Origin of the sequence: Mycobacterium sp., from assembly GCF_049683355.1 — a bacterium.
GTDB lineage: Bacteria > Actinomycetota > Actinomycetes > Mycobacteriales > Mycobacteriaceae > Mycobacterium.
This window is the reverse complement of the sequence record NZ_JBAUJB010000183.1, coordinates 1-21,819: the sequence shown is the minus strand read 5'-3', so window position 1 is coordinate 21,819 and position 21,819 is coordinate 1. Positions and strand designations below refer to the sequence as shown.

The 21,819-nt window shown below is 66.8% G+C and carries 22 protein-coding genes; 20 read left to right on the top strand and 2 right to left on the bottom strand.

Annotated features, from left to right (window positions below):
- The 3 genes from thrC to rho all read left to right on the top strand — a co-directional run.
- On the top strand, window positions 1-884 hold an 884-nt coding region (gene thrC, locus WA944_RS11035; RefSeq protein ID WP_526646921.1), incomplete at its 5' end, for a threonine synthase.
- Window positions 885-895: 11 nt separating this feature from the next.
- Window positions 896-1,840 (top strand): homoserine kinase, encoded by a 945-nt coding sequence (gene thrB / locus WA944_RS11030; protein ID WP_526646919.1) that lies wholly within the window; start codon window positions 896-898, stop codon window positions 1,838-1,840.
- A 297-nt stretch (window positions 1,841-2,137) separates the two neighbouring features.
- Window positions 2,138-4,174, top strand: coding sequence for a transcription termination factor Rho (gene rho, locus WA944_RS11025; protein WP_526646917.1), 2,037 nt, complete (start codon window positions 2,138-2,140; stop codon window positions 4,172-4,174).
- A gap of 49 nt (window positions 4,175-4,223) precedes the next feature.
- Here rho and WA944_RS11020 read toward each other — a convergent pair whose 3' ends face one another.
- Entirely contained in the window at window positions 4,224-4,844 is a 621-nt protein-coding gene (locus tag WA944_RS11020; protein WP_526372351.1) for a TetR/AcrR family transcriptional regulator, read from the bottom strand.
- Between the two features lie 109 nt (window positions 4,845-4,953).
- Here WA944_RS11020 and fadD1 point away from each other — a divergent pair, with 109 nt between their 5' ends.
- The 16 genes from fadD1 (at window position 4,954) to WA944_RS10940 (ending at window position 19,630) form a co-directional block, all read left to right on the top strand.
- Complete coding sequence (fadD1, locus tag WA944_RS11015) at window positions 4,954-6,531, top strand: fatty-acid--CoA ligase FadD1 (protein WP_526611042.1); 1,578 nt, start codon at window positions 4,954-4,956, stop codon at window positions 6,529-6,531.
- Between the two features lie 135 nt (window positions 6,532-6,666).
- Window positions 6,667-6,930: a 50S ribosomal protein L31 gene (gene rpmE, locus WA944_RS11010; protein WP_526375149.1), complete on the top strand. Its 264-nt coding sequence runs from the start codon at window positions 6,667-6,669 to the stop codon at window positions 6,928-6,930.
- 128 nt (window positions 6,931-7,058) lie between these two features.
- Complete coding sequence (gene prfA / locus WA944_RS11005; protein ID WP_526646923.1) at window positions 7,059-8,102, top strand: peptide chain release factor 1; 1,044 nt, start codon at window positions 7,059-7,061, stop codon at window positions 8,100-8,102.
- A 10-nt stretch (window positions 8,103-8,112) separates the two neighbouring features.
- On the top strand, window positions 8,113-8,955 hold the full coding sequence (gene prmC, locus WA944_RS11000; protein WP_526375147.1) for a peptide chain release factor N(5)-glutamine methyltransferase: 843 nt from the start codon (window positions 8,113-8,115) through the stop codon (window positions 8,953-8,955).
- Between the two features lie 81 nt (window positions 8,956-9,036).
- The gene (locus WA944_RS10995) at window positions 9,037-9,699 is read left to right on the top strand and encodes an L-threonylcarbamoyladenylate synthase (protein WP_526375145.1); all 663 of its coding nucleotides are present in this window, start codon (window positions 9,037-9,039) and stop codon (window positions 9,697-9,699) included.
- Between the two features lie 30 nt (window positions 9,700-9,729).
- Window positions 9,730-10,941 (top strand): glycosyltransferase family 4 protein, encoded by a 1,212-nt coding sequence (locus WA944_RS10990; protein WP_163893469.1) that lies wholly within the window; start codon window positions 9,730-9,732, stop codon window positions 10,939-10,941.
- A 267-nt stretch (window positions 10,942-11,208) separates the two neighbouring features.
- Window positions 11,209-11,670, top strand: coding sequence for an ATP synthase subunit I (locus WA944_RS10985; protein ID WP_526372493.1), 462 nt, complete (start codon window positions 11,209-11,211; stop codon window positions 11,668-11,670).
- A 2-nt stretch (window positions 11,671-11,672) separates the two neighbouring features.
- Window positions 11,673-12,431 carry a F0F1 ATP synthase subunit A gene (atpB, locus tag WA944_RS10980; RefSeq protein ID WP_526372492.1) on the top strand — a complete coding sequence of 253 codons (759 nt, stop codon included), beginning with the start codon at window positions 11,673-11,675 and terminating at the stop codon, window positions 12,429-12,431.
- A 70-nt stretch (window positions 12,432-12,501) separates the two neighbouring features.
- Window positions 12,502-12,747 (top strand): F0F1 ATP synthase subunit C, encoded by a 246-nt coding sequence (locus WA944_RS10975; RefSeq protein WP_069407341.1) that lies wholly within the window; start codon window positions 12,502-12,504, stop codon window positions 12,745-12,747.
- A 20-nt stretch (window positions 12,748-12,767) separates the two neighbouring features.
- On the top strand, window positions 12,768-13,271 hold the full coding sequence (locus WA944_RS10970; RefSeq protein WP_526372491.1) for a F0F1 ATP synthase subunit B: 504 nt from the start codon (window positions 12,768-12,770) through the stop codon (window positions 13,269-13,271).
- 3 nt (window positions 13,272-13,274) lie between these two features.
- Window positions 13,275-14,606, top strand: coding sequence for a F0F1 ATP synthase subunit B/delta (locus WA944_RS10965; RefSeq protein WP_526372490.1), 1,332 nt, complete (start codon window positions 13,275-13,277; stop codon window positions 14,604-14,606).
- A gap of 42 nt (window positions 14,607-14,648) precedes the next feature.
- Entirely contained in the window at window positions 14,649-16,295 is a 1,647-nt protein-coding gene (gene atpA / locus WA944_RS10960) for a F0F1 ATP synthase subunit alpha (RefSeq protein ID WP_163893453.1), read from the top strand.
- A gap of 45 nt (window positions 16,296-16,340) precedes the next feature.
- On the top strand, window positions 16,341-17,270 hold the full coding sequence (locus WA944_RS10955; protein WP_526372489.1) for a F0F1 ATP synthase subunit gamma: 930 nt from the start codon (window positions 16,341-16,343) through the stop codon (window positions 17,268-17,270).
- A 24-nt stretch (window positions 17,271-17,294) separates the two neighbouring features.
- On the top strand, window positions 17,295-18,746 hold the full coding sequence (gene atpD, locus WA944_RS10950; RefSeq protein ID WP_526611041.1) for a F0F1 ATP synthase subunit beta: 1,452 nt from the start codon (window positions 17,295-17,297) through the stop codon (window positions 18,744-18,746).
- Between the two features lie 60 nt (window positions 18,747-18,806).
- Complete coding sequence (locus tag WA944_RS10945) at window positions 18,807-19,172, top strand: F0F1 ATP synthase subunit epsilon (RefSeq protein WP_163893445.1); 366 nt, start codon at window positions 18,807-18,809, stop codon at window positions 19,170-19,172.
- 11 nt (window positions 19,173-19,183) lie between these two features.
- The gene (locus WA944_RS10940; RefSeq protein ID WP_526368796.1) at window positions 19,184-19,630 is read left to right on the top strand and encodes a DUF2550 family protein; all 447 of its coding nucleotides are present in this window, start codon (window positions 19,184-19,186) and stop codon (window positions 19,628-19,630) included.
- Here WA944_RS10940 and WA944_RS10935 read toward each other — a convergent pair.
- Window positions 19,624-20,199, bottom strand: a complete 576-nt coding sequence (locus WA944_RS10935; RefSeq protein WP_526368794.1) for a cob(I)yrinic acid a,c-diamide adenosyltransferase — start codon at window positions 20,197-20,199, stop codon at window positions 19,624-19,626. The two genes, WA944_RS10940 and WA944_RS10935, sit on opposite strands and share 7 nt — an antisense overlap.
- A 79-nt stretch (window positions 20,200-20,278) precedes the next feature.
- Here WA944_RS10935 and murA point away from each other — a divergent pair, with 79 nt between their 5' ends.
- Complete coding sequence (murA, locus tag WA944_RS10930) at window positions 20,279-21,532, top strand: UDP-N-acetylglucosamine 1-carboxyvinyltransferase (RefSeq protein ID WP_526368792.1); 1,254 nt, start codon at window positions 20,279-20,281, stop codon at window positions 21,530-21,532.
- Window positions 21,533-21,819 lie beyond the last annotated feature (287 nt).

The window sequence follows — 21,819 nt, the reverse complement described above, 5'->3', positions numbered from 1 at the left end:
CGTTCAAGGACCGCGGCATGACGATGGCGGTGACCGAGGCGGTCGCCCGCGGGCAGCAGGCGGTGCTGTGCGCCTCCACGGGCAACACCTCCGCATCGGCGGCGGCGTATGCGGCGCGCGCGGGCATCACCTGTGCAGTGCTGGTGCCGCAGGGCAAGATCGCCATGGGCAAGCTGGCCCAGGCGGTGATGCACGGCGCGAAGATCATCCAGATCGACGGCAACTTCGACGACTGCCTCGAGCTGGCCCGCAAGCTCACCTCTGACTTCCCGAGCGTGTCACTTGTCAATTCGGTCAACCCGTTTCGTATCGAAGGGCAGAAGACCGCGGCGTTCGAGATCGTCGACGCGCTCGGCGACGCACCCGACGTGCACGCGTTGCCCGTCGGCAACGCCGGCAACATCACGGCGTACTGGAAGGGCTACACCGAGTATCACCGCGACGGTCTGGCCGCCCGGTTGCCGAAGATGCTGGGCACGCAGGCGGCCGGAGCCGCGCCGCTGGTCCTCGGTGAGCCGGTCAGTGACCCCGAGACCATCGCCACCGCCATCCGGATCGGTTCGCCCGCATCGTGGACCTCGGCAGTGGAAGCGCAGCAGGAGTCCAAGGGTCGCTTCCTCGCCGCCACCGACGAGGAGATCCTCGCCGCCTACCATCTGGTGGCACGGGCGGAGGGCGTCTTCGTCGAACCCGCTTCGGCCGCGAGTATCGCGGGGCTGCTGAAGTCGATCGAAGACGGTTGGGTCGCCAAGGGTTCCACCGTTGTGTGCACGGTGACCGGCAACGGGCTCAAGGATCCCGACACCGCACTGAAGGGGATGCCCGCCGTGATCCCGGTACCCGTCGATCCCGTGGCCGTGTTCGCCAAGCTCGGCCTGGTCTAGAACGGACTCCAGTGACACGCAACCTGCCACCCGGGCTGACGGCCACCTCTGTGGTCGCGGCCTCGAGTGCCAACCTCGGGCCCGGTTTCGACAGCATGGGGCTCGCTCTGAGTCTGTATGACGAGATCGTGGTCGAGACAACCGAATCCGGTCTAGTCGTCGAAGTCGATGGCGAAGGGGCCGGACAGGTCCCGCTCGACGGTTCCCATCTGGTGGTGCGCGCGATCGAGCGTGGACTGCGTGAAGTCGGCGCGACTGCCTCAGGTCTGATCGTTCGCTGTCGCAACGACATTCCGCATTCCCGCGGGCTGGGGTCCTCGGCCGCGGCTGTCGTCGGCGGTCTCGCGGCCGCCAGTGGCCTTGCCGCGCAGAATGGTTCGACCTCGCTGACACCGGAGCAGCTGGTCCAGCTGTCGGCCGAGTTCGAGGGACACCCCGACAACGCGGCAGCGGCGGTCCTCGGCGGGGCGGTGGTGTCCTGGACGGAGGCCGGCACCGAACGCCCGCGGTACTCGGCCGCCCCGATCGTTCTGCATTCCGACATCAACGTGTTCACCGCAGTGCCGCAGGAGCGTTCATCGACCGCCGAGACCCGGGTGCTGCTTCCCGAGCAGATCAGCCACACCGACGCACGCTTCAACCTCAGCCGGGCCGCGCTGCTGGTCGTCGCGCTCACCCAGCGGCCCGACCTGCTCATGGCTGCGACCGAAGACGTCCTGCACCAACCGCAGCGGGCGCCCGCCATGCCCGCCTCGGCGGAATACCTGTCGGTGTTCCGCCGTTGTGGGATAGCTGCAGTGCTCTCCGGCGCTGGACCTGCAGTGCTGGCATTGAGCACCGGGCCGGAATTGCCGGCTGAAGTTCTGGATTACGGACGCGATCACGGCTTTGCCGTCAGCAAGACGTCCGTCGGCAACGGGGTGACCTGGACATCCGGCGTCGCGGCCCGGCCGTAGCTCGACCGCGACGCGCAAGCAACACCCGTATCATGCGAATCACGGCGTTTCTTGCTTCCGGCCCGAATGCGGGTTATTCTCGCTTTCGTCCAGCAATCGCAGCGTCTGAAGCTGCGCCGACACTAGGACGACCACTCTTCTTTCAGGTGTTCAAATTAGTGGACTGACGGTTTGCCGTTTCGGCGAAACCCGGCGATCACCGTTGCAGTGGCAATGGTGTGACCTTCGCGTTCAGCAGTTTGGCTGAGCGCACCGAACCCCCGCGTGACTCGATCAGCGAGGGAAGAAAGGAAATCCGTGACTGATACGGACCTCATCACGGCTGGTGGCAGCGCTGAAAGCAATGAGCTGCCGAAAACCGTGACTGCGGACAGCACTTCTTCGGCGGAGCCCAAGGCTCCGGCTGCGGAGACTGCTCAGACGGCAGCCGCCCCCGAGAGCTCGGCCGGCTCGGGCACCCGGCGCGGCGCTCTGACCAGCATGGTGCTGCCTGAGCTGCGCGCCCTGGCCAAGGAGATCGGCGTAGACGGCGCCACCGGCATGCGCAAGAGCGAACTGATCGCCGCCATCCGTGAGCGCCGCGGCGAGTCCAACGGCCGCTCCGCGGGCAAAGCGGAGAGCAGCGCCGCCGGCGAGTCCGCCGCCGCGTCCGCGCCTGCCGAGAGCGCCGCTGCGAGTGCACCTGCCGCAGACTCCGGCGACGGCTCGCCGGAACAGACCGATTCCGAGGCCCAGCCCCAGCAGCGCCGCGAGCGCCGCTCGGCCTCCCGCGGTGCCGGCGGGCCCAGCAACAAGGATCAGGCCAAGGACCAGGACAAGCGCGACGGCGGCCAGAATCAGGGCGGCCAGAATCAGGCCCCCAAGTCCGAGGGCAACAGGGCCGAAAAGGCCGACGGCAACAAGACCGAAGGCAACAGGGCCGAAAAGGCCGACGGCAACAAGTCAGACAACCGGGACTCCAGGGATAACCGGGACTCCGACAACCGCAACGACAACCGGGGCTACAAGTCCGACCAGCAGGGCGGTCAGAACCGGGGCGGCGGCAACGCCGACGACGACGGCGAAGGCCGTCAGGGCAGGCGCGGCCGCCGGTTCCGCGACCGGCGGCGGCGGGACCGGGGCGGTGGTGAGGGCGGCGGTGCCGGTGGCGGCGAGCGCGACACCGAGCTTCGCGAGGACGACGTCGTCCAGCCAGTCGCAGGCATTCTCGACGTTCTCGACAACTACGCGTTCGTGCGTACCTCCGGATATCTGGCGGGGCCGAACGACGTCTATGTCTCGATGAACATGGTGCGGAAGAACGGTCTGCGCCGCGGTGACGCTGTCACCGGCGCGGTGCGGGTGCCCCGCGACGGCGACAACAGCGGGCAGAACTCCCGGCAGAAGTTCAACCCGCTGGTGCGGCTGGACACGGTCAACGGCAAGCCGGTGGAGGAGGCCAGAAAACGGCCCGAGTTCCAGAAGCTCACCCCGCTGTACCCCAACACGCGGCTGCGCCTGGAGACCACCCCCGACAAGCTGACCACCCGCGTCATCGACCTGATCATGCCGATCGGCAAGGGGCAGCGCGCCCTGATCGTGTCACCGCCGAAGGCCGGTAAGACCACGATCATGCAGGACATCGCGAACGCGATCACCAAGAACAACCCCGAGTGCCACCTCATGGTCGTGCTGGTCGACGAACGTCCCGAAGAGGTCACCGACATGCAGCGCTCGGTCAAGGGCGAGGTGATCGCCTCGACCTTCGACCGGCCGCCGTCCGACCACACCCAGGCCGCCGAGCTGGCCATCGAGCGGGCCAAGCGCTTGGTCGAGCAGGGCAAGGACGTCGTGGTGTTGCTGGATTCCATCACCCGCCTCGGTCGCGCCTACAACAACGCGTCCCCGGCGTCGGGCCGAATCCTCTCCGGCGGCGTCGATTCGACGGCGCTGTATCCGCCCAAGAGGTTCCTGGGCGCGGCACGCAACATCGAAGAGGGCGGCTCGCTGACGATCATCGCCACGGCCATGGTCGAGACCGGTTCCACCGGCGACACGGTGATCTTCGAGGAGTTCAAGGGCACCGGTAACGCGGAGCTCAAGCTCGACCGCAAGATCTCCGAGCGTCGGGTGTTCCCGGCCGTCGACGTCAACCCGTCAGGCACCCGTAAGGACGAGCTGCTGCTTTCCAGCGACGAGTTCGCGGTCGTGCACAAGCTGCGTCGGGTGCTGTCCGGGCTGGACCCCCATCAGGCCATCGACCTGTTGATGAGCCAGCTGCGCAAGACCAAGAACAACTACGAGTTCCTGGTTCAGGTCTCGAAGAACACCCCCGGCGGCAACGACGGCGACTGAGTGATCTCGGCGTGGCCGGTCGCGCTCAGCGCGACTCGGCACGCCGAAGTCACACCTCGGCCGGGTCGCAGCGCAGCGCCGCCACGATGTACCGGCGGGCGTGGCGCAGCACCGAGTCCGGGTTCTCCGGGTCGAAATGCTCGCTCGGTACCGTCGCCAGGCTCATCGTGATCCGGCCGATCCATTCGGCCGACTCCGCGCAGTCGGTGTCGGGGTGGATCTCTCCGTTGTCGACGGCGGCACGAAGGTAGGGCTCCCAGAACGCGGCGATCTCGGGGATGAGCCCGCGCACCCCGAGCCCGACACACGCGGCGAACGCCTCCGGCTCCTCCTGACGGAGTTTCAGCACCAGGGCACCGGGGGCTTCTGAGGTGGTGTGCGCCAGCGCCACCCCGGCGACGATCTGACGGTCGAGACCGCTGACGGCGTCAAGTCGGGTGCTCGCCTCGGTCCAGAACGCATCGTTGAGTCGCACGATCGCCGCACCGAGCAGTTCGGCCTTGTCGGGAAAGTGCCGATACAGCCAGCCTCGGCTGACCCCGGCCACCTCGGCGACTTCGGAGACCGTCGTTGCGCGAATGCCCTTGGCGGTCAGGCATTGTTCGGCAGCCTCGATCAGGCGATCACGAACGGATCTGGTTTCGGGTTTCGCCGCTGTGCCGACACTCACGCCCCTATCTTCGCAAATGAGCGGACATCGGTGGGGCGATGCGCCAGGCCCGCAGCGGATCGAGTAGACACGTAGGGCAATCTGTTCACCGACTTCGAAGGGCAGGCAGGTGGCAGAGACAGTTCAACAGCTACTCCGGGAACTCGCGGATGACGACGGCGTGGCGGTCGAGTACGAGGGCCGGACCTGGACCTGGCGAGAGCACCTCGACGCCGCGGCACGGCAGGCCGCGGCGCTGATCGGCATCGCCGACCCGGGCAGACCGCTCCACGTGGGCGTTCTGCTCGACAACACGCCGGACATGCTGACCGCGATGGCCGCCGCCGGGCTCGGGGGATACGTGCTGTGCGGGATCAACAACACCCGTCGGGGTGAGGCGCTGGCCCGCGACGTCCGGCGCGCCGACTGCCAGATCCTGGTGACCGACGACCGTCATTTCGCGCTTCTCGACGGCCTGGACCTGGCAGGCATTCGGGTGCTGGTGGTCGGTAGCCCCGAGTGGCAGGACCTGGCGGGGCAGGCGGGGGAGCTGAGGCCGCACCGCGAAGCGACGGCCGCCGACACCTACATGTTGATCTTCACGTCCGGTACCAGCGGCGACCCGAAGGCGGTCCGGGTCATGCACGCGATGGTGCTGCTGGCCGGCGCGGCGCTGGCCGGCCGCTACGAACTGACCCGCGACGACGTCTGCTACCTGTCGATGCCGCTGTTCCACAGCAACGCGGTGCTCGCCGGGTGGTCGGTGGCGCTCAACGCGGGCGCCGCGATGGCCCCGGCACAGTTCACCGCCTCCGGGTTCATCGACGACGTCCGCCGCTACGGCGTCACCTACATGAACTACGTCGGCAAGCCGCTGGCCTACATCCTGGCCAGTCCCGAACGGCCGGACGATCTGGACAACCCGTTGCGGGTGGCGTTCGGCAACGAGGCCAGTGACCGTGACATCGAGCAGTTCGCCAGGCGCTTCGGCTGTGAGGTGTGGGACGGTTTCGGTTCGACCGAAAACGCGGTCACGGTGACGCGTGACGACGGTTGCCCTGCCGGGTCCATCGGCAAAGGTTTCCCCGGGGTGGCCATCTACGACTCCGAGACACTGACCGAGTGCGCCGTCGCACGGTTCGACGAGCACGGCGCGCTGGCCAACGGGGACGAAGCGATCGGTGAGCTGGTCAACACCGAGGGTGCCGGGATGTTCGCCGGCTACTACAACGACCCGGGGGCGACCGACGAGCGCATGCGTCACGGCATGTTCTGGTCCGGCGACCTGGCCTACCGCGACGCCGACGGCTGGATCTATCTCGCCGGTCGCACCGCGGACTGGATGCGGGTGGACGGCGAGAACATGACAGCGGCGCCGATCGAACGCATCCTGATCCGGGAACCCGTGATCAGCCAGGTGGCGGTCTACCCGGTGCCCGACGAACACGTCGGCGACCAGGTGATGGCCGCGATCGTGCTGCAGGACCACGCGACCCTGACCCCGACTGAATTCGGTGAGTTCCTCGCCGCGCAGCCGGACCTGTCGCCCAAGGCGTGGCCCCGCCACGTCTGGATCGCCGACGAACTGCCGAGCACCGCCACCAACAAGGTCGTCAAACGGGAATTGGTCGCGATGGGTGTGCAGCCCGCAGGCCGGTTGCTGTGGAAGCGTGCCGGGGACACCTACCGGACTGTCGGCGGGGAATAGGCCCTCCTGCGCGGGCGTTTAGGACACTGGCGGTTGACCTGGCATAATTCATCGCCGACACCTCGGTTCCGGTTCACGCCGCACGCCTCCCAGAACGGGAGGGGCGACCCGGGGCCCACTATCGAAGAGGAAACCATGAAATCGGGCATTCACCCTGACTATGTCGAGACCAGCGTGCTGTGTGGCTGCGGCGCCAGCTTCACCACCCGCAGCACCAAGCAGAGCGGACAGATCACCGTCGAGGTCTGCTCGAAGTGCCACCCGTTCTACACCGGCAAGCAGAAGATCCTCGACAGCGGCGGCCGTGTCGCGCGCTTCGAGAAGCGCTACGGCAAGCGCGCCGGGGCGAGCGCAGCGACGGGAAATACCGAAGCCGCCAAGGCTGCCGACGACAAGTAGCTCTGGAGATCGGCGCCCGCTCTGCGCTGTCCGCGCAGGCCGGGCGCCGCTTCATGAGAAGGGGTAGTTAGCAGCAGACGGCGCGCAGAGGAGGCGAGGTGACCGACACGGCACCGGCGGTCGACGCGATGCTCGCCGAGCACGCTGACCTGGAACGGCGCCTATCCGATCCCGAGCTGCACGCCGACCCGGGAGCCGCGCGCAAGGCGGGCCGGCGGTTCGCGCAGCTCGCGCCCGTGGTCTCCACCCACCGCAAACTGGAAACCGCCCGCGGTGACCTCGAGGCCGCCCGGGAACTGGCCGCCGCCGACGATTCGTTCGTCGCCGAGGTCGAGGAGCTCACCGCGACCGTGCAGCAGCTCGAAACCCAGCTGGCCGATCTGCTCGCCCCCCGCGACCCCCATGACGCCGACGACATCGTGTTGGAGGTGAAGTCGGGAGAGGGCGGCGAGGAGTCCGCGCTGTTCGCCGCGGACCTGGCACGGATGTACATCCGTTACGCCGAGCGACACGGCTGGACCGTGACGGTGCTCGACGAGACGTTCTCCGACCTCGGGGGCTACAAGGACGCGACGCTGTCGATCACCAGCAAGGGCGACAGCGCCGACGGGGTGTGGGCGCGGCTCAAGTTCGAGGGCGGCGTGCACCGGGTGCAGCGGGTGCCGGTCACCGAGTCCCAGGGGCGGGTGCACACGTCGGCTGCCGGCGTGCTCGTCTACCCCGAACCCGAGGAGATCGAGCAGGTCCAGATCGACGAGTCCGATCTGCGCATCGACGTCTACCGGTCCTCGGGCAAGGGCGGCCAGGGCGTCAACACCACCGACTCCGCGGTGCGCATCACCCATCTGCCCACCGGCATCGTCGTGACCTGTCAGAACGAACGCTCGCAGCTGCAGAACCGGGCCCGGGCGATGCAGGTGCTCGCCGCGCGGCTGCAGCTGCTGGCCGAGGAACAGGCGTCCGCCGACGCGTCGGCCGACCGCGCCAGCCAGATCCGCACCGTCGACCGCAGCGAACGGATCCGGACCTACAACTTCCCGGAGAACCGGATCGCCGATCACCGCATCAACTTCAAGGCGCACAACCTCGACCAGGTGCTCGACGGCGACATGGATTCACTGCTCGACGCGCTGGCCGTCGCCGACAGGCAGTCCAGGTTGCAGAACACGTGACGGTTCGACGATGAGGACCCGTCAGCTGCATCACGCGATCGGTGCCGCGACGGAGGCACTGTCCCGCGCCGGCATCGGATCCCCACGGGTGGACGCCGAACTGCTGGCCGCGCACGTGGCCGGGACCGACCGGGGCCGACTCGGTCTGGTCGACCCCGGCCCCGATTTCGTCGAGCAGTACGAACGGCTCGTCGCCAGGAGAGCCGAGCGGGTGCCGCTGCAACACCTCACCGGAACCGCCGCATTCGGCCCGGTCACCGTGCAGGTGGGCCCCGGCGTGTTCGTTCCGCGGCCGGAGACCGAGTCGCTGCTGGCCTGGGTGCTGGCCCAACCGGTGCCGCAGCACCCGACGATCGTGGATCTGTGTACCGGTTCGGGCGCACTGGCGCTGGCGCTGTGGCACCACCGTCCGGCGGCCCGGGTGATCGCCGTCGACGACTCCGAGGAGGCACTGGCGTACGCGCGACGCAACATCTGCGGCACGTCTGTGGAACTGCTGCGTGCCGACGTCACCGGTGCGGATCTGCTGACCGATCTCGACGGCACCGTCGACGTGCTGGTCGCCAACCCGCCCTACATCCCCACCGGCGCACGGCTGGAACCCGAAGTGGCCGACCACGATCCGCCACATGCACTGTTCGGCGGGGAGGACGGGATGGGGGTGGTCACCCACCTGGTCGCACTGGCGGCGCGGCTGCTGCGGCCGGGGGGTTTCTGCGCCGTCGAGCACGACGACACCACGTCCGCGCTCACCGTCGAAGCCTTCACCCACGCAGCACGATTCGTCGAGGTCACCGCACGACACGACCTCACCGGTCGACCCCGCTTCGTGACCGCGGTTCGCGGTGGGTGAGAGGCTGACCTTGTGACTGGCGAGCGAGAAGCGAAGCGGGATCGCGCATGACGTCCCAGCGAGAAGCGAAGCGGATCGCGCATGAGTGAAGCGTTCGACTGCACCGATCCCGCACAGCGCGAGGCCGGCATCGCATCGGCGATCAGCGCGGTCAAGGGCGGGCGCCTCGTCGTGATGCCCACCGACACGGTGTACGGCATCGGCGCCGACGCCTTCGACGGTGCCGCGGTCGCGGCGCTGCTGGCGGCCAAAGGGCGCGGCCGGGACATGCCGGTGCCCGTGCTGGTCGGGTCCTGGCACACCATCAAGGGACTCGTCTACACTGTCCCAAAGAGCGCACAAGAGCTGATCCAGGCGTTTTGGCCGGGCGCGCTGAGCCTGGTGGTCCGCCAGGCTCCGTCGCTGCAATGGGATCTGGGCGACGCGAACGGCACCGTGATGCTGCGCATGCCGTTGCATCCGGTGGCCATCGAGCTGCTGCGGGAAGTCGGGCCGATGGCCGTGTCGAGCGCGAACATCTCCGGGCGGCCGGCTGCTCTGACCGCAGCGCGGGCCCGCGAGCAACTCGGCGATCTCGTCGAGGTCTACCTCGACGGTGGTCCCGCCGAGCAGCAGGCGGCGTCGACGATCGTCGATCTGACCGGGACGCATCCGCGGGTGTTACGTCAGGGTCCGGTGACGACCGAGGCGATCGCCGGCGTGCTGGGCGTCGACGCTGCGGCCCTGACCGCCCAGACGGATTGACTCTGGAGCCTCGTGCCTTACGGTTCAGCGATGATCACGGCAGTGCCCGCCACGGAGCCACTGTCCTCGACGCTGCTGGCGCTGTCCGACCGGGGCGCGGGCGTCCCGCTGCGGGAACTCGCGCTGGTCGGCCTGACCGCTGCGATCATCACCTATCTGGCAACCGGCTGGGTCCGGATGCTGGCCACCCGGTGGGGAGCGGTGGCCTACCCGCGCGAGCGCGACGTCCACCTGCAACCCACCCCGCGTATGGGCGGGCTCGCGATGTACCTGGGGGTCGTGGCCGCGGTCCTGTTGGCGTCCCAGCTGCCGGCGTTGACCCGCGGCTTCGTCTATTCGTCGGGCATGCCCGCGGTGGTGGTCGCGGGCGGGCTCATCATGGTCGTCGGCCTGATCGACGACCGGTGGGGACTGGATGCGCTGACCAAGTTCGCCGGTCAGATCACCGCGGCCAGCGTGCTCGTCACGATGGGTGTCGCGTGGAGCGTCCTCTACATCCCGATCGGCGGGGTCGGCACCATCGTGCTGGACCAGGTCTCCTCGATCCTGCTGACGCTGGCATTGACCGTCGCCATCGTCAACGCGATGAACTTCGTCGACGGCCTGGACGGCCTGGCCGCGGGCCTGGGACTGATCACCGCCTCGGCGATCTGCATCTTCTCCATCGGGCTGCTGCGCGACCACGGAGGCGACGTGCTGTTCTACCCGCCGGCGGTGATCTCCGTCGTCCTCGCCGGAGCCTGTCTGGGCTTTCTCCCGCACAACTTCCACAAGGCCAGGATCTTCATGGGCGACTCGGGCTCGATGTTGATCGGGCTGATGCTGGCCGCCGCGTCGACGACCGCCGCGGGACCGATCTCTCAGACCGCGTACGGCGCCCGCGACGTGTTCGCGCTGCTGTCGCCGTTCCTGCTCGTGGTGGCGGTGATGTTCGTGCCCGCGTTGGACATGTTGCTGGCCATCATCCGGCGCACCCGCGCGGGGCTGAGCCCCTTCAGCCCCGACAAGATGCACCTGCACCACCGACTGCTCGAGATCGGCCACTCCCACCGGCGGGTGGTGCTGCTGATCTATCTGTGGGTGGGCATCGTCGCGCTCGGCGCCGCGAGCACCATTTTCTTCGACCCACGACACACCGCGGCGGTGATGGCGGGGGCGATCCTGATCGCGGTAGTGGCGACCCTGATCCCGCTGCTGCGGCGCCGCGACGACCCTGCCGAGCAGCTGTACGACGGAAAGTAGTAGGCCCTCTTTTGTGGCTCTCACCATATGTTAGGGTTCGGTGAGAACCCGAAATTACCTCGCGGGTTGCCGGCACCGGGCCATCGGTTCACACCGATCGGAACGGAACTTTGACCGACAGTATGACCGATCACAGGAGCTACCTCTTGGGTGATTCCAGCGCGCCCGCCGCCCTCCGATACGCTACGGGCATTACGCACCGGATCATCGGGACCGGCTCCTTTGAAGGCTCAGCAGTTTCGACGACCGCGGGATTGAGGTGAACAAGTGACGACACCAGCGCAAGATGCGCCGTTGGTGTTTCCGTCCGTCGCTTTCAGGCCCGTACGCCTCCTGGTGATCTGTGTCGTGCTCGCCGCTCTGGCGACCGTGGGCCTCGGACTTCTGGGGCGCGTGATGATCGGGGTGTTCTTCGGCATCGGGCTGGGGCTGGGGCTGATCAACGCGCTGCTCATCCGGCGATCGGTCAGCAAGATCACCGCCGAGGAGCATCCACTCAAGAGCAAGATGGCGGTCAATTCCGCGACTCGCCTGATGATCATGACGGTCATCGGCTTGACGATCGCATTCGTGTTCCGGCCTGACGGACTGGGTGTGGTGTTCGGGATGGCTTTGTTCCAGCTTCTGCTGGTGTTTACGACCGCACTACCGGTGGCAAAGAAACTGCGGGCCGGCGCCGCCGACGCGAGCAGCCCGGCAAGCCACGGAGCCGAAGGGGAAGTCAGCTAGCAATGAACGGGACGATTCTCGCCGCCGAGTCCGGCATTCACGTCGGGCAGCACACCGAGGCCGAGTGGTTCGGTTTGACGGTCAACACCGACACCCTGCTCTCGACGACGATCGCCGCGGTGATCGTGCTCGCGCTGGCATTCTTCCTCCGGGCCAAGGTGACGTCCACCGGTGTTCCCGGTGGTGTGCAGCTGTTCTGGGAGGCGATCACCGTCCAGACGCGAAACCAGATCGAAAGCGCCATCGGTATGCGGATCGCGCCGTTCGTGCTCCCGCTGGCGCTGGCGCTGTTCGTGTTCATCCTCGCAGCCAACTGGCTGTCGGTGTTCCCGTGGCAGTACTCCGACGAGACCGGCATTCACGAGTTCCTCAAGCCGGCCGCCTCGGACATCAACTTCGTCCTCGCCCTCGGTCTCTTTGTGTTCGTCTGCTACCACGCGGCCGGCTTCTGGCGCCGCGGCGTGATCGGACACCCGATCAAGCTCCTCAAGGGCCACGTTGCGTTCCTCGCGCCGATCAACCTCGTCGAAGAGATCGCCAAGCCGGTTTCGTTGTCGCTCCGTCTTTTTGGCAACGTGTTCGCCGGCGGCATCATGGTCACGATCATCGCGCTGTTCCCGGCCTACATCCTGTGGGCGCCCAACGCGCTGTGGAAGTCCTTCGAACTTTTCATCGGCGCCATCCAGGCGTTCATCTTCGCGCTTCTGACGATCTTGTACTTCGGTCAGTCGATGGAGTTGGAAGAGCACGACGCACACTGAACTGACCATCCCGACATGCTCGACCCACGACACCTGGTAGGACTCCTACCAGCTAGCAAGGAGGAAAGAAATGGATCCCACAATCGCTGCCGGCGCGCTCATCGGCGGTGGACTTCTGTTGGGGGGCGGCGCCATCGGCGCGGCAATCGGCGACGGTGTCGTCGGTAGCGCGCTGGTCAACGGCGTCGCGCGGCAGCCCGAAGCTCAGGGCCGGCTCTTCGTCCCGTTCTTCATCACAGTCGGTCTGGTCGAGGCGATGTACTTCATCAACCTGGCGTTCATGGCGCTGTTCGTCTTCGCGACCCCGGTTGCGTAGTCGGCTTGGAGTCTCGAGTCATGGGTGACCTGAGCACGACCATCCTCGCCCAGGAAGAGGGCGGGGGAGGCAACTTCCTGCTGCCCAACGGCACGTTCATCTTCGTGCTGCTCATCTTCCTGATCGTGCTTGGTGTCATCGCCAAGTTCGTGGTGCCGCCGATCAGCAAGGTGCTGCACGAACGTGAGGCAATGGTCGCCAAGACCAACGAGGACTTCCGCAAGTCGTCCGAGTTGTCGGCCGCAGCACAGGCCGACTCACAAGAGGTGATGACCGAGGCTCGCCGTGAGGCGTCGGCGATCCGGGACGAGGCGCGCGGTGAAGGCCGCAAGATCGTCGAGGACATGCGCGGTCGGGCCGGCGCCGAAGCCGGGGAGACCCTGCAGCAAGCGAACGACCAGCTGTCCGAACAGGGCCGGGCGACCACCACAGAACTGCAGTCGTCGATCGAGGCTCTGTCGGAGAAGCTGGCCAGCCGCGTTCTCGGCGTGGACGTCGCCCCGACGAGCAGTCAGGGACGGTAACAAATGTCGACATTCATCGGTCAGTTCGTCGGGTTCTTGCTCATTGTGTTCCTTGTGGTGCGGTACATCCTGCCCCTGGTACGCAAGATGATGACGGCACAGCAGGAAACGGTGCGCCGTCAGCTCGAGGAGAGCGCCGTCGCCGCCGAGAAGGTGGAGAAGGCCGACTCCGAGCACACCAAGGCGGTCGAAGCGGCAAAAGCCGACGCCTCAAAGGTGGTCGAGGAGGCGCGTGCCGATGCCCAGAAGATCGGCGAGCAGCTGCGGGCGCAAGCCGATGCAGAGGTGGAGCGGATCAAGGTGCAGGGCGCCGCGCAGGTCCAACTGCTGCGGCAGCAGTTGATCCGGGAGCTTCGTCAGAATCTCGGCACCGAATCCATTCATCGCGCAGGCGAACTCGTTCGGCAGCACGTGTCGGACGCGGACCGGCAGGCGGCCACTGTCGATCGGTTCCTCGACGAGTTGGACGCCATGGCCCCGTCGGAGGCCGTGATCGCGGACACCGCGGGTAGCGAACTGCGAGCCACCAGCCGGGATTCGCTGGATGCCGTGGTCGCGCGGTTCGACGAACTCACCTCCGACGTCGACGCCGAGGGCCTGTCGACTGTGGCGGACGACCTGACGTCGTTCGCGAAGCTGCTGCGCGCGGAGATGGTGCTGGCCAAGCACTTCGCCGAGCCTGCGGACGAGGGACAGGGGAAAGCCGGCCTGGCCGAAACCCTGCTGTCGGGCAAGATCTCCGACACCTCGCTCGAGATCGTCAAAGCCGCGGTGTCCCAGCGTTGGTCGAGCGAAGCGGATCTGGCCTTCGCGGTCCGGCACGTCGCCAGGCTGGCCCTGCTGGTGCGGGCGGAGCGGAACGACGAGACCACCGAGGTCGAGGACGAACTGTTCCGGTTCGGCCGGGTCTTGGACTCCGAGTCGCAGCTCAACTCGTTGCTCAGCGATCACACCGCACCCGCCGAGGGCCGGATCGGTCTGCTCGACGGCGTGCTCGGCGACAACGCCAACTCCACGACGCGGGCGTTGTTGAACCAGACGATCGAACTGCTGGCAGGCGAGCGGGCCGACGAGGCCGTTCGGGAACTCGCCGAACTCGCGGTGGCCCGTCGCGGCGAGGTCGTCGCGCACGTCACCGCGGCCGCCGATCTCAGCGACGGGCAACGTACCCGTCTCACGGAAGTGCTGACGCGCATTTACGGGCACCCGGTGTCGCTGCAGCTCCACCTCGACCCCGACGTGCTGGGCGGCCTGAAGATCGCTGTCGGCGAAGAGGTCATCGACGGCTCGCTGTCGTCACGGCTGGCAGCGGCCGAGACCCAGTTGCCCGACTAACAGAATTCGATACGACAGACACGAAGGCAGGAACCAAAAGCCATGGCAGAGTTGACAATCTCGGCTTCTGACATTCAAGGGGCGATCGAGGACTACGTCGCCAACTTCTCCGCCGAGACCGAGCGTGAGGAGATCGGCACAGTCATCGACGCCGGTGACGGCATCGCGCACGTCGAAGGCCTGCCCTCGGTCATGACCCAGGAGCTCCTCGAGTTCCCCGGTGGTGTGCTCGGGGTGGCGCTGAACCTCGACGAGCACAGCGTCGGCGTGGTGATCCTCGGTGACTTCGAGAAGATCGAGCAGGGCCAGCAGGTCAAGCGTACCGGTGAGGTGCTCTCGGTGCCGGTCGGCGACGCGTTCCTCGGGCGTGTCATCAACCCGCTGGGGCAGCCGATCGACGGTCAGGGCGACATCGAGTCGAACACCCGCCGCGCGCTGGAACTCCAGGCGCCGTCGGTGATTCAGCGCCAGGGTGTGTCGGAGCCACTGCAGACCGGCATCAAGGCCATCGACTCGCAGACCCCGATCGGCCGCGGCCAGCGCCAGCTCATCATCGGCGACCGCAAGACCGGCAAGACGGCCGTCTGCGTGGACACGATCCTCAACCAGCGCCAAGCCTGGGAGACCGGTGACCCCAAGCAGCAGGTGCGCTGCGTGTACGTCGCGATCGGCCAGAAGGGCACCACGATCGCCAGCGTGAAGCGGGCCCTCGAAGAGGGTGGCGCGATGGAGTACACCACCATCGTCGCCGCACCCGCATCCGATGCCGCAGGCTTCAAATGGCTGGCGCCCTACACCGGTTCGGCCATCGGCCAGCACTGGATGTACGACGGCAAGCACGTGCTGATCGTGTTCGACGACCTGTCCAAACAGGCCGACGCCTACCGCGCGATCTCGCTGCTGCTGCGCCGCCCCCCGGGTCGCGAGGCCTTCCCCGGCGACGTTTTCTACCTGCATTCGCGGCTCCTGGAGCGGTGCGCGAAGTTGTCCGACGAACTCGGCGGCGGCTCGATGACCGGACTGCCGATCATCGAGACCAAGGCCAGCGACATCTCGGCATTCATCCCGACCAACGTCATCTCGATCACCGACGGCCAGTGCTTCCTGGAGTCCGACCTGTTCAACCAGGGTGTGCGACCGGCCATCAACGTCGGTGTGTCGGTGTCCCGCGTCGGTGGCGCCGCACAGATCAAGGCCATGAAAGAAGTCGCGGGAAGTCTGCGCCTCGAGCTGTCCCAGTACCGCGAACTCGAGGCGTTCGCCGCGTTCGCCTCGGATCTGGATGCGGCGTCGAAGGCCCAGCTGGAGCGTGGCGCCCGTCTGGTCGAGCTGCTCAAGCAGCCGCAGTACACGCCGTACTCGGTGGAAGACCAGGTCGTCGCCATCTTCCTCGGTACCAAGGGCCACCTCGACTCGGTTCCGGTGGAAGACGTCGCGCGCTTCGAATCCGAGGTTCTGGAGCACGTCCGGGCCTCCCACGAGGAGATCCTCAAGGAGATCCGGGAGAGCAAGAAGCTCTCCGAGGAGACCGAGAAGAAGCTGACCGACGTCATCAACGAGTTCAAGAAGGGCTTCTCGGCCAGCGACGGCAGCTCGGTGGTCGTCAACGAGGCCGAGACCGAGGCCATGGACGAGGAAGACGTCGAGAAGGAATCCGTGAAGGTCCGCAAGCCGGCGCCCAAGAAGTAGAGCGGACCCGAAATCATAGGATCTGGAAAGGGTCTGGAGAGCTAGATGGCTGCAACACTGCGCGAACTTCGCGGGCGCATCCGTTCCGCCGGGTCGATCAAGAAGATCACCAAGGCCCAGGAACTCATTGCGACGTCGCGAATCGCCAAGGCGCAGGCCCGAGTCCTGGCGGCTCGGCCGTTCGCCAACGAGATCACCAACATGCTCACCGAGCTCGCCAGTGCCAGCGCGCTGGACCACCCGCTGCTCGTTCAGCGGGAGAACCCCAAGCGGGCGGGCGTGTTGGTGGTGTCCTCGGACCGCGGACTGTGCGGCGCCTACAACGCCAACGTGCTGCGGCAGGCAGAGGAACTGTTCGCGTTGCTACGGGAAGAGGGTAAGACACCGGAGCTGTACGTCGTCGGCCGCAAGGCCCTGGGCTACTACAACTTCCGCCAGCGTGAGGTGACCGAGTCGTGGACCGGGTTCTCCGAGCGGCCGACCTACGAGAACGCGCGGGAGATCGCCGGCACGCTGGTGAACGCGTTCATGTCCGGGGTCGACGACGAAGGTGACGAACCCGGCGACGACGGCATTCTCGGCGTCGACGAGTTGCACATCGTGTTCACCGAGTTCAGGTCGATGCTGTCGCAGACCGCAGCGGCCCGCCGGATCGCGCCGATGGTGGTCGAGTACGTCGAGGACGAGCCCGAAGACGAAGGGCCCCGGACGCTGTTCTCGTTCGAGCCGGACCCGGAGACGCTGTTCGATGCGCTGCTGCCGCGGTACGTCGCAACCCGCGTCTACGCCGCGCTGCTGGAAGCGGCGGCCTCGGAGTCGGCGTCGCGGCGACGCGCCATGAAGTCGGCCTCCGACAATGCCGACGACCTCATCAAGGATCTGACGCTGATGGCCAACCGCGAACGTCAGGCCCAGATCACCCAGGAAATCAGCGAAATCGTCGGCGGCGCCAACGCGCTGGCCGACGCGAAGTAAGCCCCCGTAGGAAGCGAAGAGGAAATGACTGCTACCGCAGAAGAGACCAAGAGCGACAGCAAGAGCGGTTCCGCCGGTCGCGTCGTTCGTATCACCGGGCCGGTCGTGGACGTCGAGTTCCCGCGGGGAGCGGTGCCCGAGCTGTTCAACGCGCTGCACACCGAGATCACCTACGGGGACCTGGCCAAGACGCTGACCCTCGAGGTGGCGCAGCACCTAGGCGACAACCTGGTGCGCACCATCTCCATGCAGCCCACCGACGGTCTGGTGCGCGGCGTCGCGGTGACCAACTCCGGCCGTTCGATCGAGGTGCCCGTCGGTGACGGCGTCAAGGGCCACGTGTTCAACGCCCTGGGCGACTGCCTGGACGAGCCCGGCTACGGCGAGGACTTCGACCACTGGTCCATCCACCGCAAGCCGCCGCCGTTCGCCGAACTCGAGCCTCGCACCGAGATGCTGGAGACCGGCCTCAAGGTCGTCGACCTGCTCACCCCGTACGTGCGTGGCGGCAAGATCGCCCTGTTCGGCGGCGCCGGCGTGGGCAAGACCGTGCTGATCCAGGAGATGATCAACCGCATCGCCCGCAACTTCGGTGGCACCTCGGTGTTCGCCGGCGTGGGGGAGCGCACCCGTGAGGGCAACGACCTGTGGGTCGAGCTCGCCGATGCCGACGTGCTCAAGGACACCGCGCTGGTGTTCGGCCAGATGGACGAGCCGCCCGGCACCCGTATGCGGGTGGCGCTCTCGGCGCTGACGATGGCAGAGTACTTCCGCGACGAGAAGCAGCAGGACGTGCTTCTGTTCATCGACAACATCTTCCGGTTCACCCAGGCCGGTTCCGAGGTGTCGACGCTGCTCGGCCGTATGCCGTCCGCGGTGGGTTACCAGCCCACCCTGGCCGACGAGATGGGTGAGCTGCAGGAGCGCATCACCTCGACCCGGGGCCGCTCCATCACCTCGATGCAGGCCGTGTACGTGCCCGCCGACGACTACACCGACCCGGCGCCGGCCACGACGTTCGCGCACCTCGACGCGACCACCGAGCTCAGCCGAAACGTGTTCTCCAAGGGCATCTTCCCGGCCGTGGACCCGCTGGCGTCGTCCTCGACGATCCTGGATCCCTCGGTCGTCGGTGACGAGCACTACCGGGTGGCACAGGAAGTCATCCGGATCCTGCAGCGCTACAAGGACCTTCAGGACATCATCGCCATTCTCGGTGTCGACGAGCTGTCCGAAGAGGACAAGCAGCTGGTTAACCGGGCGCGGCGGATCGAGCGTTTCCTGAGCCAGAACATGATGGCGGCCGAGCAGTTCACCGGCCAGCCCGGCTCGACGGTGCCGCTCAAGGAGACCATCGAGGCGTTCGACAAGCTGAGCAAGGGCGATTTCGACCACCTGCCCGAGCAGGCGTTCTTCCTGATCGGTGGGCTCGACGACCTGGCGAAGAAGGCCGAAAGCCTCGGCGCCAAGCTGTGATGAGCGCTCGCGCGAAGAACCGACGAGCACTGAGCGCTCTGCTGCGAAAGGTGGTGTGACGTGGCCGAAATCAACGTCGAGATCGTCGCCGTGGAGCGCGAACTCTGGTCGGGTGAGGCAACGTTCGTGTTCACCCGCACCACCGCCGGCGAGATCGGCATCCTGCCGCGGCACATCCCGCTGGTGGCCGAGCTCGTCGATGACGCGATGGTGCGTGTCGAGCGCGAGGGCGAGGACGACCTGCGCATCGCGGTCGACGGCGGGTTCTTGTCCGTCACCGAAGAGGCAGTGCGGATTCTGGTGGAGCGGGCCGAGTTCGAGTCGGAGATCAATGCCGACGAGGCGAAGCAGGACTCCGAGTCCGATGACGAGCACACCGCGGCATGGGGCAGGGCGCGGCTTCGCGCCCTCGGTCAGATCGACTAGCAGGCGAGCCGGTGAGCGCGTCCATGCTATTCATGGTCGCGCTGGTCGGCGTGCTGCTGACCGTCGTCGTCGCGCTCTCCTACCGGTTGTGGAAGCTGAGGCAGGTCGGGGGCACCGCGGCGATCCTGCGGGACGTGCCCGCCGTCGGCGGTCACGGCTGGCGGCACGGGGTGATGCGGTACCGCGGCGGGGAGGCCGGCTTCTACCGGCTGTCGAGCATGCGGTGGTGGCCGGACCGGACGCTGAGCCGGCGGGGTCTGGAGGTCGTGTCGAGGCGAGCGCCCCGCGGTGACGAGTTCGACATCATGACCGAGGAGATCGTCATCCTGGAATTGCGTGACGTCGGACCCGAACCCGGACGAGGCTATGAGATCGCGCTGGATCGCGGTGCGTTGACAGCGTTCACCTCGTGGCTGGAATCACGGCCGTCGCCGCGGGCGCGGCGCCGAAGCTACTGAGACTGCTCGCCCGGCCGCCAGAGCACGTCGCCCTGCGGGTTCGCCACGCGGGACAGGATGAAAAGCAGGTCCGAGAGCCGGTTGAGGTACTTGGCGGGCAACACGCTCACCGACTCGCCTTCGGTGTCGACCGCATGCCACGCGGACCGCTCGGCTCGCCGCGCCACGGTGCGCGCCACGTGCAGCAACGCGGACAGCGCCGTGCCGCCCGGCAGCACAAACGAATTGAGCGCCGGCAACCCCTCGTTGAACTCGTCGCACCACGATTCCAGGCGATCGATGTAGTCCTGCTTGATGCGCAGCGGCGGGTACTCCGGATTCTCGACCACCGGGGTCGACAGATCGGCGCCTGCGTCGAAGAGGTCGTTCTGAATTTGCCGCAGCACGTCGAGAAGTCGCCCCTCGGGCTGCCCGAGAGACACGGCGACACCGAGCGCGGCGTTGGTCTCGTCACAGTCGGCGTACGCCGCCAACCGTGCGTCGTTCTTCGAGACCCTGCTGAAATCGCTCAGCCCGGTGGTCCCATCGTCGCCGGTCCGTGTGTAGATGCGGGTGAGGTGGACAGCCATGCTGAAACCGTACCGGTGCGGGCGGCGCGTTGGATGCCAGGAAACTGACACGCTCGTCGACTCTGTTTACACTGGCCGCGTGAGCGAGCGTTTCGTGGTGACCGGCGGCAGTCGGTTATCTGGCGAAGTTGCCGTCGGGGGCGCCAAGAACAGCGTGTTGAAGCTGATGGCGGCCTCGCTGCTCGCGGAGGGCACCAGCACCATCACCAACTGCCCCGACATTCTCGATGTGCCGCTGATGGCCGAGGTGCTCCGGGGCCTCGGCGCCACCGTGGAACTCGACGGCAGCGTCGTGCGGATCACCTCACCAGACGAGTTGAAGTACGACGCGGACTTCGCCGCGGTCCGTCAGTTCCGCGCGTCGGTGTGTGTCCTCGGTCCGTTGGTGGGGCGGTGCAAGCGGGCGAAGGTCGCGTTGCCCGGCGGTGACGCCATCGGCTCGCGTCCGCTGGACATGCATCAATCGGGCCTGCGCCAGCTGGGTGCGCGGTGCAACATCGAACACGGCTGTGTCGTCGCGGAAGCCGACCACCTGCGCGGCGCCGACATTCAACTGGAGTTCCCGTCGGTCGGCGCAACCGAGAACATCCTGATGGCGGCGGTGCTCGCCGAGGGCGTGACGACGATCCACAACGCAGCCCGCGAGCCTGACGTCGTCGACCTGTGCACGATGCTCAACCAGATGGGCGCCCAGGTCGCCGGTGCCGGGTCGTCGACCCTGACGATCACCGGTGTCGACCGGCTCCATCCCACGGAGCACCGGGTCATCGGAGACCGGATCGTCGCCGCGACGTGGGGCATCGCGGCGGCGATGACACGAGGCGACATCTCGGTCACCGGGGTGGATCCTGCCCATCTGCAGCTGGTGTTGCACAAACTGCACGATGCCGGGGCGACGGTGACGCAGAGTGACGACGGCTTCCGGGTGGTCCAGTACGAACGCCCGAAGGCGGTGAACGTGGCGACGCTGCCGTTCCCCGGCTTCCCCACAGATCTCCAGCCGATGGCCATCGGTTTGGCGGCGATTGCCGAGGGAACGTCGATGATCACCGAGAACGTGTTCGAGGCGCGGTTCCGGTTTGTCGAAGAGATGATCCGGCTCGGCGCCGACGCCCGAACCGACGGTCACCATGCCGTGCTTCGGGGGATTCCTCAGCTGTCGAGTGCTCCGGTGTGGTCCTCGGACATCCGTGCCGGCGCCGGTCTGGTGCTGGCGGGTCTGGTCGCCGATGGTGACACCGAGGTGCACGACGTCTTTCACATCGACCGCGGTTACCCGAAGTTCGTGGAAAACCTGGTCGCTTTGGGCGCGGAGATCGAGCGCGTCGAGTAGTGTCCGCAGCCCAGAACCGGCGCTGTGCTGGTCATTTGGGACTGAGCGCCACAGCGCGTAGTATTTCGGCAGAAGCCAACGGCCCCAGCCCAAAAGGCGCGGCGGACGAGGTTTGACCTCCCTGGTCACATGCAGTATAGTGGCAGGGTTGCCTGAAAACCGGGTGTGTTGTTTGAGAACTCAATAGTGTGTTTGGTGGTTTTTGTTTGTTTTTTGGTCATGCCTGCATTTTCCCGTTTGGGGGTGTGACTGTTTTTGATGCCAGTTTTTGGTGTCTGTTTGTTAGG